Raw genomic sequence first — 13,918 nt, forward strand, 5'->3', positions numbered from 1 at the left:
GCACCCGCCCCGCCCAGCGTTGCGACGTCGACCATGCCCGACCCCACGCCGAGGGCGGTCCGACCTGTCCGTGCAACGAGGTGCCGCTGTGTCGCCGGCACCATCGCGCGAAGACCCATTCGACCTGGCGCTACGACGCCGTCATGCCGGACACCTACCTGTGGACCAGTCCGAACGGCCACCGGTTCCGCGTCGACCACCGCGGCACCCACCCTGTCAGGACCAACCGGGCCGCCGAACCGCCGGACGAGTAGCCACCCCGCCCCCTGCCCCGCGAGTCTCCGAGGTCGCGGGGGCACAGCCATGCCCGGCCCGCGACACGGCCCCTACGGCAGCGTCGCCCGCAGCACCCGCAGCGTGTTGCCGCCCATGATCGCCGCGACCGCGGCGTCGTCGTAGCCACGGTCGACGAGCTCCTGGGTGATCGCGGCGAGGTGGGTGGTGTCCCAGCCCACGGTGGTGGCGCCGTCGTAGTCGCTGCCGAGGGCGGCGGCCTCGAGTCCGCCGACCTCGACGACGTGGTCGATGGCGTCGACGACGGCCTCGGTGCTCAGCTCGCACACGGCGGCGTCCCAGTAGCCGACGCCGACGACGCCGCCGGTCGCGGCGACGCCGCGGATCTCGTCGTCGGTGAGGTTGCGGTTCACGTCGCAGGTGGCCTGGACGCCGCCGTGGCTGAGGACGACCGGCCGGGTGGCCAGCTCCAGCATCTCGGCGACGGCATCGTGACTGGCGTGCGCGATGTCGACGACGATGCCGCGGCGCTCCATCTCGGCGAACACCTTCCGCCCCAGCGACGTGAGGCCGCCCTTCTCCTCGCCATGCATGGAGCCGGCGACCTCGTTGTCGAAGAAGTGGGTGAAGCCCGCCATCCGCATGCCGGCGTCGTAGAGCCGGTCGAGGTTGTCGAGGTCGCCCTCGAGGTTCTGCAGGCCCTCGACCGAGAAGAGCGCGCCGATCACCTGCGTGCCGTCCTCGCGATCGGCGATCAGGCGGTCGAGGTCGCGGCGGGAGCGGATCATCCGCAGCGCGCCGCGGGACTCACGCGTGGCCTTCTGCAGCTTCTCCGCGTGGTAGAGCGAACGCTGCAGCAACGAGGTCCAGGTCCGTGGCGGCTGGAGCTGGGCGAAGGTGAGCAGCGTGATGTTGTCGCTGTCGGCGGAGTTGCTGTCGTAGTTCTGTCCCTTCGGGGACTTCGACACCGACGAGAAGACCTGCAGCGCGACGTTCCCGTCCTCCATCCGCGGCAGGTCCAGGTGTCCGCGGCCGGAGCGGTCCAGCAGGTCGCGGTCCCACATCAGGGTGTCGGCGTGCATGTCGACGACCTGCAGCGAGTCGTGCAGCCGCTGCGTGTCGGACGCCACCGACGGCAGGTCCACCGGATCGACCTTGTTCATGCCGCTCTCCACGATCCGCGGCGCGAACGTGAAGAACCCGATCGCGGCGACGACCACCAGGGCCAGCACCGACAGCAGTGTGACCCGGACCCAGCGGCGCGCGCGCCTTCCTCCCTCTCCCATGAGGCGAACCTACTGCGCCGGCTCGCTCCCCCGCGGCCGGTACGGCAGACTCCACCCCCATGACCGACGGACGGCCCGGGGCCCGCGTGATCGTGCTCGCCGGCCCGTCGGGTTCCGGCAAGTCCCGCCTCGCCGGACGACTCGCCAAGGCCTACGGCTGGCCGACGCTCCGGCTCGACGACTTCTACCGCGACGGCGACGAGCCGGGGCTGCCGCTCATCGCCGAGGGCGCGAACGCCGGGTTGGTCGACTGGGACCATCCCGGCAGCTGGAACCACGAGGACGCGTTCGCGGCGCTGCGGGCGCTCTGCGCCACCGGGAGCGCCGAGGTGCCGGTCTACTCGATCTCGGCGAGCCGCCGCACCGGGACCCAGCGCCTCGATCTGGGCACCGCCCGGCGGTTCTGCGCGGAGGGCATCTTCGCGACCGAGATCGTCGAGGAGTGCCGCCGAGCCGGCATCCTCGCGGCGGCGTACTGCGTCACCCAGCACCCGGTGCTCACGTTCTGGCGCCGGCTGACCCGCGACCTGCGCGAGCACCGCAAGCCGCCCCTGGTCCTGGTACGCCGCGGCCTGGCGCTGGCCCGCGCCCAGCGCCAGATCGTGCGGCGCGCGGTCGCCGTCGGCTGCCGGGTCGCGACCGGCGACCGGGCGTTCGCCGAGATCCGCGACCGCGCGGACCAGGAGGGCGACCATGCGGTGGCCGGCTGATCTCGCTCCGGACCGGCTGCGCCAGCCCGACCGCCGCAGCTGCGGCGCGGCCAGCGTCCTCGGTGCCCGCGCCCTGCTGACCGAGTGGCGCCCCGAGAGCCCCGCGGAGGACATCACCGAGGAGCACCGGCTCCTCACGTCCTCGCGCAGCCCGCGCGACCGGTTCCAGATGCCCTGGCCGCGCGCCCTCGGCACGCCGCCCTGGGCGGTCGCCAACGCCTTTCGCGCCCTGACCGGCGAGCACATCGCGACGGTGTTCGTGCGCCCCCGCCCCGTCATCGGGTACGACGTCCTGCGCGAGCAGCTGCGCGGCCGGCCGGTCGGCGTCTACCTCGGCAACCGCTGGCTACCCCGCCACGTGGTGCTGGCCGTCGGAGCCGTCGAGGGCGGCGTCGAGGTCTTCGACCCCGCCGCCGGCCGCCTCGTCACGGTCCGCGAGCAGCAGTGGACCGGGCACCGCGTCGGCGTCGCGGGCTGGTCGCACTTCTGGTTTGTCGTCTGACGGTCAGCGCCCCAGCTGCTCGGCGTACCAGGGCTTGATGGTCTCGGTGATCAGCCGATAGCGCTCGTCGTAGGGGGTGAAGGCCGACTTCATCGCGTTGACGGTCAGCCACTCCATCTCGGCCCAGCCGTAGCCGAAGGTCTCGGCGAGCAGGCCGAACTCCCGGCTCAGCGTCGTGCGGCTCATCAGTCGGTTGTCGGTGTTGACGGTGACCCGGAAGCGCAGCGACGCGAGCAGCCGGATCGGGTGCTCCTCGAGCGACGGCGCCGCGCCGGTCTGCACGTTGGACGAGGGGCACATCTCGAGCGGGATCCGCTTGTCCCGGACGTACGACGCCAGGCGGCCCAGCCGCGCGGCGCCGGGGTCGTCCGCCCCGTCGGGCACGGTGATGTCGTCGACGATGCGCACGCCGTGGCCGAGCCGGTCGGCCCCGCACCACTGCACGGCCTCCCAGATCGACGGGAGGCCGAAGCCCTCGCCGGCGTGGATGGTGAAGTGGGAGTTCTCCCGCTGGAGGTACTCGAACGCGTCGATGAACCGGGTGGGCGGGTAGCCCGCCTCGGGCCCGGCGATGTCGAAGCCGACCACGCCGCGGTCGCGCCAGGCGATGGCGAGCCGGGCGATCTCCATCGCCCGGGCGGCCTGGCGCATCGCGGTCAGCAGGTGCCGGACGAGGATCGGGCGGCCGGACGCGGCGGCCGCGGCCATCCCCTCCTCGAAGCCCTGCTGGACGGCGGCGACGACCTCCTCGAGCCCGAGCCCGGCCTCGACGTGGAGCTCGGGGGCGTAGCGGATCTCGGCGTAGATCACGCCGTCGGCGGCGAGGTCCTCGACACACTCCCGCGCGACCCTCGTCAGCGCCGCGGCCGTCTGCATGACGCCGACGGTGTGGGCGAACGTCTCCAGGTAGCGCTCGAGCGAGCCCGAGTCGGCGGCCTCGGCGAACCAGCCCGCGAGCGCCTCGGCGTCGGTCGCGGGCAGGGCGTGGTCGACGCCGGCGGCGAGCTCGACGATGGTGGCGGGCCGCAGCCCGCCGTCGAGGTGGTCGTGGAGCAGCACCTTGGGTGCCGCCCGCAGCAGGTCCTCCGGCAGGCCACGTGTCGGTTCCATGACCGCATTCTTACCGTTCCCACCGACGCCGGCCCGGCCACGGGGCCGCTGCCCGACTTCCTGCCCGGATCGCCACGGCTCTCTTGGCAGATGCTGCCATTCTCCGGACTTGCTCTCGTCAATAGTGTCTGCACCATGACCGCGCCTCTCGACGACATCCTGGTCCTCGACCTCACCCGTGCCCTTGCGGGCCCCCATGCCGCGATGATGCTCGGCGACCTCGGAGCCCGGGTGATCAAGGTCGAGAGTCCCACGGGCGACGACACCCGGACCTGGGGACCGCCGTTCATGGACCCCACGGAGGGCGAGCGCGAGTCGACGTACTTCCTCTCGGCCAACCGCAACAAGGAGTCGATCACCCTCGACCTCAAGGACCCGGCCGACCAGGACGTCCTGGCGAAGCTGGTCGAGCGCGCCGACGTGCTGATGGAGAACTTCCGGGTCGGCGTCCTGGACCGCCTCGGCTTCCCGATCGAGCGGCTGCACGCCCTCAACCCGCGCCTGATCGTCCTGCAGATCACCGGCTTCGGCCACGACGGCCCCGAGGCCACGCGGTCCGGCTTCGACCAGATCGCCCAGGGCGAGGGCGGCCTGATGTCGCTGACCGGGCTCGCCGAGCCCACCAAGGTCGGCGTGCCGATCGCCGACCTGCTGGCCGGCATGAACGGCGCGTACGGCGTCGTGTCGGCGCTCTACGAGCGGGAGCGCACCGGCCGCGGCCGCGTCGTCCACACCTCGCTGCTCGCCGGGATGGTCGGCGTGCACGCCTTCCAGGGCACCAAGTGGACGGTCGCCAAGGAGGTCCCCGGCCTGGCCGGCGGGCACCACCCCTCGATCGCGCCGTACGGCATGTTCCAGACGAAGACCGCGCCCGTGCAGATCGCCTGCGGCTCGGAGAAGCTCTGGCAGACCTTCGCCACCGAGTTCGGCATCGACCCGGCCGCGCCGGGCTTCGCGACGAACCCCGAGCGGGTCACCAACCGCGACGCCACGATCGCCCTGGTCGAGGGCGTGCTCGCCGACCTCACCGCCGAGGAGGCCCTGGCCCGCCTCGACGGCGCCGGCGTGCCGGCGGGCAAGGTCCGCACCCTCGACGACGTCTACGCCTGGGAGCAGACGCTCTCGCAGGGCCTGCTCATCGACGTCGAGCACACCACCCTCGGCGACATCCAGCTCCCCGGGCCGGCGCTGCGCTTCGACGACAACGCGTACGCCGGCGGCCGCGAGCGGCATGTCGCGCCGCCGACGCTGGGCCAGCACAACGACGAGATCCGCGCCTGGCTCGAGTCCGACGAGGGCTGAGCCGAGGGGTGGCCGGACCGGTCACCCGATCCAGCCCTGGTCGCGGGCGAGGCGACGCACGACCCGCAGCACCGCCGCGACGGCGGGCGAGTCGCGCAGGCTGTCCTCGCGGTAGGTGAGGAACCACGGCACGGAGCGGGCCGGCGCCATCGGCCGCCAGACCAGTCCGTCGAGATGGTCACGGCCGACCGACTCCAGGGTCAGCATGACGGTGTCGGCGTCGTGGAGGACGTCGCTGCCCGTGCTCAGCCCGAAGACCACCTCCTTGGACCACCGCGCGGTGACGCCGTGGTCGCCGAGGTAGGACGTCACCCAGGCGTCCCACGAGCTCATCTCCGGGTCGATCGACAAGACGGGGTGGCCGGCGAGCTGCGCCGGCGCGACGACCTCGGCCCCGGCCAGCGGGTGTCGCTCGCTGACCAGGACGCCGATCCGCTCGTCGCGGACCTTGACGCTGTGCAGCCCCGCGCGCCGGATCGACCCGGCGATGGCGAGGGTCAGCTCGCCGCTGAGGAGGTGCTCGGCCACGTCGCGCCGGGGCAGCGTGGTCTGGTGGATCGCCGCGCCGGGGACGTGCGCGCGGGCGGCGGCGAGGATCCGCCGCGGGGTGACCAGCGACGACTCGCTCACATGGACCCGCAGCACCTCGGGCAGTCCGCCGGCGACCCGGGTGCGCACGATCGCCTGCTGCACCGCCGCGAGGATGTCGCGGGCCTCGGCGGCCAGGACGTCGCCGGCCGGTGTCGGGGCGAGGTGCCGGCTGGTCCGCTCGAAGAGGCGGACGGCGAGCCGGCGCTCGATGCGCTGCAGCGCCTGACTCAGCGCCGGCTGGGCCATGTGGAGCCGGGCCGCGGCGCGGGTGATGCTGCGCTCCTGGGCGATCATCTCGACATACTCGAGGTCCCGCAGCGTCAGATCCATCATCTGAACATGCTAGATCGGCGACGATCTTGGACGTGGGCAGGCCGAGCGCCGCGCACCAGGATGAAGGCTCCCCATGAGAGGAGCACCCGTGCGCGTTGGGCTCACCCTGGAGATGAAGGCGTCGCCGTACCGCCAGCAGTCCTGGACCGACCTGTGGGAGGACTGCCTGTGGACGTTCACCGAGGCCGAGCGCCTCGGGTTCGACTCGCTGCTGGTGCAGGAGCACTTCTTCAGCGCCGACGGCTACGCGCCGTCGGTGCCGATCTTCCTGTCGCAGCTGATCAGCCGCACGTCGACCGCCCGGATCGGCTCCTACATCTACGTCGCGCCGCTGCACCATCCCCTCGCGCTGGCCCAGGAGACGGCGGTCCTCGACCAGCTGTCCGGCGGCCGCCTCGACGTCGGCATCGGCATCGGCCACCGGGTCGCGGAGTACGCCGCCTTCGGCCTCGACCCGCGCACCCGCCCCTCCCGGATGGAGGAGGCGATCGAGCTGCTCAAGCTGGGCTGGTCGGGCGAGGAGATCGAGTACGACGGCCGCTACCACCGCATCCCCGGGCTCCAGGTGCAGCCGACCCCGGTCCAGGACCCGCACCCGCCGCTGTGGGTCGCCGCCACCACGGTCGCCGCGGCGGCCCGGGCCGGCCGGCACGGCGCGAACCTCGCCGGGGCCTCGGTCGACCCTGAGGTGCACGCCGCCTACCACGCCGCCCTCGCCGAGGCCGGCCACGCGCCCGGCTCGACGCGGGTCTCGAACCCGTGGAGCATCACGGTCACCGACGAGGACCCGGAGCAGGTCTGGGAGCGCAACCAGCACCTCTACGTCGAGCGCTGGGACTACTACCGGCGCATCCGCAGCGAGTTCGGCGACCCGGACCTGGACTACGGGCTCGCGCCGGCCCATGACGCCTATCGCGCCAACGAGCTGATCGGCGACCCGGAGACCGTGCTCGCCGTGCTCGAGCCGTTCGTCAAGGACCTCGGCCTGACCGACCTGGTGCTGTTCGGGCCGCATCCCGGCATCGACCTGCGCGGCGAGGGCATCGAGAGCCTGCGTCGGTTCGCGGCCGACGTGCTGCCGACACTCAGGTCGTGGTGACCGCGCTCCCCGGCCGGGTGCTGGTGACCGGCGCCGCGGGCGACGTCGGCGCGGCGCTGGTGCACCTGCTCGCCCGGGACGGCACCGAGGTGGTCGCCGCCGACCAGCGGGTCGACCGGCTCGGCGAGGTCGTCGCCGCCGCGCAGGGTCGGGTGAGGGCGCTGGCACTCGACCTGACCCGCGACGCCTCGATCCGGGAGGCGGCCACGGCGGTGTCCGACGGCTCGGGGGATCCGCCGCTGCATCTGGTGCACTGCGCCGGCGTCACCCGGCTGGCGCCGTTCGCCGACTCCGACCCCGCCGACTGGGACCTGATGTACCAGGTCAACCAGCGCGGCCCCCTCCTGCTCACCCAGCTGCTGTTGCCGGCGATCACCGCGGCACCGAGCTCACTGGTCTTCGTCGCCTCCGACTCCGCGCGGGCGGGGGCCGGGCACGAGGTGGCGTACGCCGGCACCAAGGCCGCGCTGCTGGGCGCGGCCAAGAGCCTCGCCCGCGAGCTGGCCCGCCACCGCACGCGGGTCAACGTGGTCAGCCCCGGGCCGCTCGAGGGCACCATGTCCGCCACCGCGACCGCGTCGGACCCGGCGTACCTCGACCGCCTGCTGCGCGCCATCCCGCTGCACCGGCTCGGCGCCCCGGCCGAGGTGGCGGCCTGCGTCGCCTGGCTGCTGGGGCCGGGCGCCGGCTACGTCACCGGTCAGACGATCAGCGTCTCCGGCGGCATCACCATGCACTGACGCCTTCCCACCCACCCACCTACCTACCCACCTACGAGGAGAGACCAGATGAGAGTCGTCGACTCCCACATGCACCTGATCGACGTCACCGCCCACGACTGGTATCCCGGCCTGTCGGTCTGGGCGGAGAGCCTGCAGAAGCCCGAGCTCTACCGCGACTTCTCGCTCGAGGGCTACCGTGCGGCCGCCGGCGACCTCGTGGTCGATGCCTTCGTCCACGTCTCCGCCACGACGAAGCCCGGCGCGCACCTGTCCGAGGCCACCTGGCTGGACGAGGTGGCCGAGGCACACGACCTCGACTTCGCCGTGATCGGCACCGTCGACCCGGCGGGCAGCGTCGCGGAGATCCGCGCGGAGCTGGAGGCCCAGGCCGCGAGCCCGCGGTTCCGTGGGGTCCGTGTGCTCTACGGCTTCGACCCCGACTCCCCCGCCGCGGAGACCGTGCTCGGCTGGCTCGACGAGCGCGACCTGGTCTTCGACCTGGTGATCAACCCGGAGGCGATGGCGCCGTGGCTGCGCCGGCTCGAGCGCTTCCCCGACCTGTCCCTCGTGCTCGAGCACACCGGCTGGCCCAGCAGCGTCGACGCCGCCGGCCGTGCCGCGTGGCAGGAGGCCGTGCGGCGGTTCGCCACGGCGACCTCGGCGCCCTGCAAGCTGTCCGGGCTCGGCATGGCCACCCTCGACGTCTCCGAGGCGAGCCTGCGCCCGTGGCTGGAGTTCGCCATCGACCAGCTCGGCTGGGAGCGCGTGATGTTCGGGTCGAACATGCCGATCGAGACGATGGGGGGCTCGTTCGCGCAGCTCGTCGCCTCGCTGCGGGCGGTCGTCGGCGAGGCGTCCCCCGCCGACCAGGCGCGGTTCTGGGGCGAGAACGCCGCGGCGGCGTACCGGCTCTGACTCAGCCGTCGGCGACGGCCAGGCGTGCCTTGAGCAGCGGGATCGCCGGGTGCCGCAGCCGGCCCTCGCGGCCGAGCTGGGCCAGACAGGCCTCCAGCACCGCGGTGTCGTAGGGCGCCAGGTCGCTGTAGTGCAGGACCGCGTCGGGCTGCGGGTCGGCCAGCAGCGCCTCGCGGACCGCGACCGCGACGTACTCCCCCATCTCGACCAGCGCCGGGCTCTCGGTGCCGGGGAGCAGGTCCCCGCCGTAGGCCTCGACGGCGGCGGCGACCTGGCCGCGGCGGAGCAGGGTGAGCACGTGGTCGACGTCGGTGGCGATCGGCATGAGCAGCCGGTAGGGCCGGGAGGCGAGCTGGCCGGCCAGGGCCTGCCGCAGGTGGGAGACCTCGGCCTTGAGGGTGGAGAAGGTGACCGCGTGGTCGCCGTAGAGCATCGCGTGCAGCTGGTCGAGGGAGAGGCCGTCGGGGTGCAGCGCGAGCAGGGAGAGGATCTCGGTCTGGCGGCGGTTGAGCAGCAGCCGCCTGCCGTCGACACGGGCCTCGGCGGTGCCGAGGAGGCTCAGCACCAGGCCCGGGACCGCGATCTCCTCGGGCGACTCGTCGACGTGCTGATGGGTGCGCGGCAGGGCCTGCTCGACCAGGCGCGCGAGCACGCGCGCGGTCGCCAGGCCGATCGGGTGGGTGCGGTCCCAGGTGGTCGAGATGTCGAGGACGCCGAGCTTGGCGCCACTGACCGGGTCGTGGACCGGCGCGGCCCAGCAGACCCAGTTGTGCACGATCGGGGCGTAGTGCTCGGCGCTGAACACCATCGACGGGCGGTCCAGCCGGTTGGCGAGGTCGAGGGCGTTGGTGCCCACCGACCGGTCGTCCCAGCGTCCGCCGGGCACGAAGTTGACGGTCTCGGCCTTGCGCCGCATGACCCGGCCGCCGTAGGTCCACAGCACGCGGGTGTCGGGGTCGGTCACGGCGAGCACCAGGTCGCCGTCCTCGGCGGTGCGGCGCAGCTCGTCCTCCACCCGCTGGACCGCGATCTGCAGCGGCGAGCCCTGCCAGAAGGAGAGGGTCTCGGCCTCGTCGGCGAGCGGCGCCTGGCCGACGTCGCGCGCGACGGAGGCACCGGAGCGGGTCCAGCTGTCGAGGATCTCGGGCCGGACGGTCGTCAGCGCGCCGTCACCCTCCTCGACCCACGTGGTCCACGCGGCCAGGGCCAGCCGCCGCCGCTGGTCGAGCTCGTCCATGGCCGAACCCTACCCCGAGGGTGTGAGCCGGATCACGCGTGGATGCGGCCCGATCGCGCGGCCAGCGGCTCCCCGGATCCGCCCCAGCGGCCGGCGACGATCTCCGCCGCGATGCTGATCGCGGTCTCCTCCGGCGTGCGGGCGCCGAGGTCGAGCCCGATCGGGCTGTGCAGGAGCGCCAGCTCCGCCTCGGTGAGGCCGGCCTCACGCAGCCGCTCCATCCGGTCGTCGTGGGTGCGCCGCGAGCCCATCGCGCCGACGTAGCCGACCTCGGGCAGCCGGAGGGCGACCTCGAGGAGCGGTACGTCGAACTTGGGGTCGTGGGTGAGCACGGTGATCACCGTGCGAGCGTCGACCCGGCCGGCCTCCTGCTCGGCGGCGAGGTAGCGGTGCGGCCACTCGACGACGACCTCGTCGGCGCCCGGGAACCGGCTGGTCGTGGCGAACACGGGACGCGCGTCGCAGACCGTGACGTGGTAGCCGAGGAAGCCGCCCACGCGCGCCACCGCGGCGGCGAAGTCGATCGCCCCGAAGACCAGCATCCGCGGTGCCGGCGCGAAGGCCCACACGAAGACCCGCATGCCCTCCCCGCGCCGCTCGCCGTCGGGACCGTAGGACAGCGTGCCGTTGTGACCGGCGGCCAGCAGGCCGAGCGCGTCGTCGCGCACCGCGTCGTCGATGCGCGGGCTCCCCAGCGATACTCCCTGCTCAAAAGCACCGTCCTCGGCCGCGTTCTGGTGCTTTTGCCCCGGGACTATCGGGGCGGGACGGATGACGGTGCGCCGGCCGACGTACGCCGGGTCGGGGTGGTCCACGACGGTCGCGACGGCCACGGGCCGGCCGGCCTCGATGTCGGCGGCGATCGCGCCCAGCTCGGGGAAGGTCTCGCGGTTCACCCTCTCGACGTAGACGTCGAGGATCCCCCCGCAGGTGAGGCCCACCGCGAAGGCGTCGTCGTCGGAGACGCCGTAGCGCTGCAGGGTCGGCGTGCCGGAGGCCGTCACGTCCTGGGCGAGGTCGTAGACCGCGCCCTCGACGCAGCCGCCGGAGACCGAGCCGACCGCGGAGGCGTCCGGGCCGACCAGCATCGACGCACCGGGCGGCCGGGGCGCCGAGCGGAAGGTCGCGACGACCGTGCCCATGCCGATCGTCTCCCCCGCCTCCCACCAGGCCAGCAGCTGCGGCAGCACCTCACGCATCCCGCGTCATCTCCCAACCTCCTCGAGCAGTGCGGTGAACGTCGCCAGGGAGTGCCCGGCGAGGAAGGCGTCGACGTGGGGCAGGACGGCGACAATCCCCTGCTGCACGGGGACGTAGCCCACCTTGCCCCGGTGCGGGTTGACCCAGACCACCTTGTGGGCGAGCCGATGGAGCCGATCCACCTGCGCGGCCAGCAGGGCGGTGTCGCCGCGCTCCCAGCCGTCGCTGAAGATCACCACGACCGCGCCGCGGGCCATGCCGCGCCGACCGTGCCGGTCGACGAACGCCTGCAGCGTCTCGCCGAGCCGGGTGCCGCCCGACCAGTCGGGCACGACGTCGCCGGCCGCGGCGATGGCGCGGTCGGGGTCGCGCCGCCGGAGGGCGCGCGTGAGATGGGTGAGCCGGGTGCCGAGGCTGAACACCTCGACGCCGGGTCCGGCGTTGACGACCCGGTGCGCGAGGCGCAGCAGCGCGTCGGCGTACCCGCTCATCGAGCCGGACACGTCCACGAGCAGCACGACGCGACGGGGCCGGGTGGTGCGCCGGCGGCGGTGGATCTCGGCCGGCTCGCCCATCCGGCGCAGGCTCGCGCGCAGGGTGCGGGAGGCGTCGACGGCGCCCCGCCGGTGCGGCGTACGACGGGCGGTGGGTCGCGTCGGCAGCCGGACCGGGAGGCCGGCGAACATGGTCGCGAGCCGGGCCCGCTCGGCGGGCGCGAGGGTCGCCACGTCCCGGTGCCGCAGCACCTCCGCGGTGCTGGCGGCCGCCCGGACCGGGTCGTCGTCGGACTCCGGACCGCCCGTCGCGGCGTCCTGGTCGTCGGGCAGCAGCGCCGCCGCCGTCCGGGGCTGAGTGGCGCGGGGCCGGCTGACGGGCGTGCTGAGGTCACGGTGGAACCACTCGTCGAAGATCCGGTCGTGGCGCTCGAGGTCCTCCGGCGTGGCGCAGAGCGTGGCCCGCCCCGCCGCCCGGGTGGCCGCCCGGTCGCCGAGCCCGACCAGGGCGACGGCGTCGAGGTAGGCGCGGGTGCGATCCTGGGTCACCGGCACGCCGGCCGAGCGCAGCGCGGTGGCGAAGCCCAGCAGGATCTCGTCGGGCTGGTGCAGCAGGTCCGTCGCCGCGGCGCTCATCTCGCCAGCATCCGGTCGAGCGCGGCGCGCACCCGCTCGGCGTCGTCGCGGTACTTCACGAGCGCGCCGAGGGTCCGCGCGGCGGTCTCCACCTCGAGGTCGGCGGTGCCGAGGTGGTGCAGGGCCCGCGCCCAGTCGAGCGTCTCGGCGACGCCCGGCGGCTTGAGCAGGTCGGCGTCGGAGCGCAGCTGCTGCACGATCTCGACCACCTGACGGGCCAGCGTGGCGCTGACCTCGGGCGCGCGGGACCGCACGATGGCGACCTCGCGCTCCAGGCCGGGGTGGTCGATCCAGTGGTAGAGGCAGCGCCGCTTCAGCGCGTCGTGCAGCTCGCGGGTGCGGTTGGACGTCAGCACCACGGTCGGCGGGGTCGCGGCCTGCACGGTCCCGAGCTCGGGGATCGTGACCTGGAAGGTCGAGAGCACCTCCAGCAGGAACGCCTCGAACTCGTCGTCGGCCCGGTCGACCTCGTCGATGAGGAGCACCGCGGGGCTCTGCTGGAGCGCGGCCAGGACCGGCCGGGCGAGCAGGAACCGCTCGTCGTAGAGGCTCTTCTCGGCCTCCTCCACCCCCGCGACACCGCCCTTGGCGGCGTCGGAGAGCGCCTCGAGCGCGCGCAGGTGCAGGATCTGACGCGGGAAGTCCCAGTCGTAGAGCGCCTGCGTCGCGTCGATGCCCTCGTAGCACTGCAGCCGGATCAGCGGCCGGTCCAGCGACGCGGCGATCGCCTCGGCCAGCGCGGTCTTGCCCGTGCCCGGCTCCCCCTCGAGCAGCAGGGGCCGCGACATCTCCAGGGACAGGAAGAGCACCGTCGCCAGCTCCTCGTCACAGAGGTAGCCGGTCTCCTCCAGCCGGCGTGCGAGGTCGGCGACGCGGGTGTCCATGTCTCCAGGCTAGGGGGCGGTCGTTGGCGCGAGGTTGGCAACTCTTGCCGAACTCACCGCGGCGTCGGTCGCCGATCGACGTCGGCGCCCGTGGCGAGATCGCCGCACTCGACGAGCGCGACCTCGTGCTCGGCGAGGTACGCCCGCGCTCCCCGGTCGCCCACCGCGCTGCGTGCCACGCCGGCCCAGTGCTCGCGGCCGATCAGGACCGGGTGCCCCGGGCGGGCGCCGTACGACGCCCGGGCGAGGGCCGCGGCACCGTCGCCGGCCTCGGCGAGGACCCGGGCCACCACCGCGGCGGTGACATCGGGCAGGTCGACGAGGTGCACCAGCGCGGCGCCGGCATCGGCGCGGGGAGCAAGGGCCTCGAGCCCGGTGGCCAGCGAGGCGCCCATGCCCGAGGACCAGTCGGCCGACCGGACGACCGTCACGCCGGACAGGCCGTCGAGAAGCGGCTCCGCCTCGTCGGCGCCGGCACCGAGGACGACGGTGACCTCCGGGCAGCCGCCGTCGAGGAGCACCCGCACCGAACGGGTCAGCCAGGGCCCGCCTGCGTCGCCGGGGTCGCGCACCAGCGCCTTCGGCATGCCCATCCGGCGGCCCGCGCCGGCGGCGAGGAGGAGTCCGTGGGCGGCCACGTCCCGAGCCTGCCACACCGGGCCG

14 protein-coding genes and 1 pseudogene are annotated in these 13,918 nt (G+C 73.8%); 7 read left to right on the forward strand and 8 right to left on the reverse strand.

From position 1 onward, the window contains the following. Nucleotides 1-254 (forward strand): annotated as a pseudogene (locus ACPZVR_RS24065) (HNH endonuclease); the annotation flags it as partial. Nucleotides 255-326: 72 nt separating this feature from the next. On the opposite strand, the gene ACPZVR_RS24070 reads toward ACPZVR_RS24065, so the two are convergent. Beyond that, nucleotides 327-1,520 (reverse strand): dipeptidase, encoded by a 1,194-nt coding sequence (locus ACPZVR_RS24070; RefSeq protein WP_436702221.1) that lies wholly within the window; start codon nt 1,518-1,520, stop codon nt 327-329. Between the two features lie 59 nt (nt 1,521-1,579). Here ACPZVR_RS24070 and ACPZVR_RS24075 point away from each other — a divergent pair, with 59 nt between their 5' ends. Next, complete coding sequence (locus ACPZVR_RS24075; RefSeq protein ID WP_436702222.1) at nt 1,580-2,230, forward strand: ATP-binding protein; 651 nt, start codon at nt 1,580-1,582, stop codon at nt 2,228-2,230. Then, entirely contained in the window at nt 2,214-2,732 is a 519-nt protein-coding gene (locus ACPZVR_RS24080; RefSeq protein ID WP_436702223.1) for a hypothetical protein, read from the forward strand. Before ACPZVR_RS24075 ends, ACPZVR_RS24080 begins: the two co-directional genes overlap by 17 nt. Before the next feature lie 3 nt (nt 2,733-2,735). Here ACPZVR_RS24080 and ACPZVR_RS24085 read toward each other — a convergent pair whose 3' ends face one another. Next, nucleotides 2,736-3,842 carry an adenosine deaminase gene (locus ACPZVR_RS24085; protein ID WP_436702224.1) on the reverse strand — a complete coding sequence of 369 codons (1,107 nt, stop codon included), beginning with the start codon at nt 3,840-3,842 and terminating at the stop codon, nt 2,736-2,738. Nucleotides 3,843-3,977: 135 nt separating this feature from the next. On the opposite strand from ACPZVR_RS24085, the gene ACPZVR_RS24090 reads away from it, so the two are divergent. Further along, nucleotides 3,978-5,144, forward strand: a complete 1,167-nt coding sequence (locus tag ACPZVR_RS24090) for a CaiB/BaiF CoA transferase family protein (RefSeq protein ID WP_436702225.1) — start codon at nt 3,978-3,980, stop codon at nt 5,142-5,144. Nucleotides 5,145-5,165: 21 nt separating this feature from the next. Here the strand turns inward: ACPZVR_RS24090 and ACPZVR_RS24095 are convergent, their stop codons facing one another. Next, nucleotides 5,166-6,068 (reverse strand): LysR family transcriptional regulator, encoded by a 903-nt coding sequence (locus tag ACPZVR_RS24095; protein WP_436702226.1) that lies wholly within the window; start codon nt 6,066-6,068, stop codon nt 5,166-5,168. Between the two features lie 88 nt (nt 6,069-6,156). On the opposite strand from ACPZVR_RS24095, the gene ACPZVR_RS24100 reads away from it, so the two are divergent. Genes ACPZVR_RS24100 through ACPZVR_RS24110 form a run of 3 tightly spaced genes read left to right on the forward strand, consistent with a single transcriptional unit; the run spans nt 6,157 to nt 8,804 of the window. Continuing rightward, the gene (locus tag ACPZVR_RS24100) at nt 6,157-7,167 is read left to right on the forward strand and encodes an LLM class flavin-dependent oxidoreductase (protein ID WP_436702227.1); all 1,011 of its coding nucleotides are present in this window, start codon (nt 6,157-6,159) and stop codon (nt 7,165-7,167) included. Further along, a complete protein-coding gene (locus ACPZVR_RS24105; protein ID WP_436702228.1) occupies nt 7,161-7,907 on the forward strand; it encodes an SDR family NAD(P)-dependent oxidoreductase in 747 nt (248 codons plus the stop codon). Before ACPZVR_RS24100 ends, ACPZVR_RS24105 begins: the two co-directional genes overlap by 7 nt. Nucleotides 7,908-7,955: 48 nt before the next feature. After that, nucleotides 7,956-8,804, forward strand: a complete 849-nt coding sequence (locus ACPZVR_RS24110) for an amidohydrolase family protein (RefSeq protein WP_436702229.1) — start codon at nt 7,956-7,958, stop codon at nt 8,802-8,804. Between the two features lies 1 nt (nt 8,805). Here the strand turns inward: ACPZVR_RS24110 and ACPZVR_RS24115 are convergent, their stop codons facing one another. From ACPZVR_RS24115 to ACPZVR_RS24135, 5 genes are read right to left on the reverse strand one after another with little or no spacing between them, the layout of a single operon-like run. Continuing rightward, nucleotides 8,806-10,041, reverse strand: coding sequence for a transcriptional regulator (locus ACPZVR_RS24115; RefSeq protein ID WP_436702230.1), 1,236 nt, complete (start codon nt 10,039-10,041; stop codon nt 8,806-8,808). Nucleotides 10,042-10,073: 32 nt separating this feature from the next. Further along, nucleotides 10,074-11,240, reverse strand: coding sequence for an XdhC family protein (locus ACPZVR_RS24120; protein ID WP_436702231.1), 1,167 nt, complete (start codon nt 11,238-11,240; stop codon nt 10,074-10,076). 6 nt (nt 11,241-11,246) lie between these two features. Then, nucleotides 11,247-12,371 (reverse strand): vWA domain-containing protein, encoded by a 1,125-nt coding sequence (locus ACPZVR_RS24125; RefSeq protein WP_436702232.1) that lies wholly within the window; start codon nt 12,369-12,371, stop codon nt 11,247-11,249. Beyond that, on the reverse strand, nt 12,368-13,255 hold the full coding sequence (locus tag ACPZVR_RS24130; protein ID WP_436702233.1) for an AAA family ATPase: 888 nt from the start codon (nt 13,253-13,255) through the stop codon (nt 12,368-12,370). The genes ACPZVR_RS24125 and ACPZVR_RS24130 overlap by 4 nt, the downstream gene beginning before the upstream one ends. 53 nt (nt 13,256-13,308) lie before the next feature. Then, nucleotides 13,309-13,893 (reverse strand): nucleotidyltransferase family protein, encoded by a 585-nt coding sequence (locus tag ACPZVR_RS24135; protein WP_436702234.1) that lies wholly within the window; start codon nt 13,891-13,893, stop codon nt 13,309-13,311. Nucleotides 13,894-13,918: the final 25 nt, after the last annotated feature.

Source organism: Nocardioides segetis (assembly GCF_051390595.1).
In the GTDB taxonomy this organism is placed as follows: domain Bacteria; phylum Actinomycetota; class Actinomycetes; order Propionibacteriales; family Nocardioidaceae; genus Nocardioides.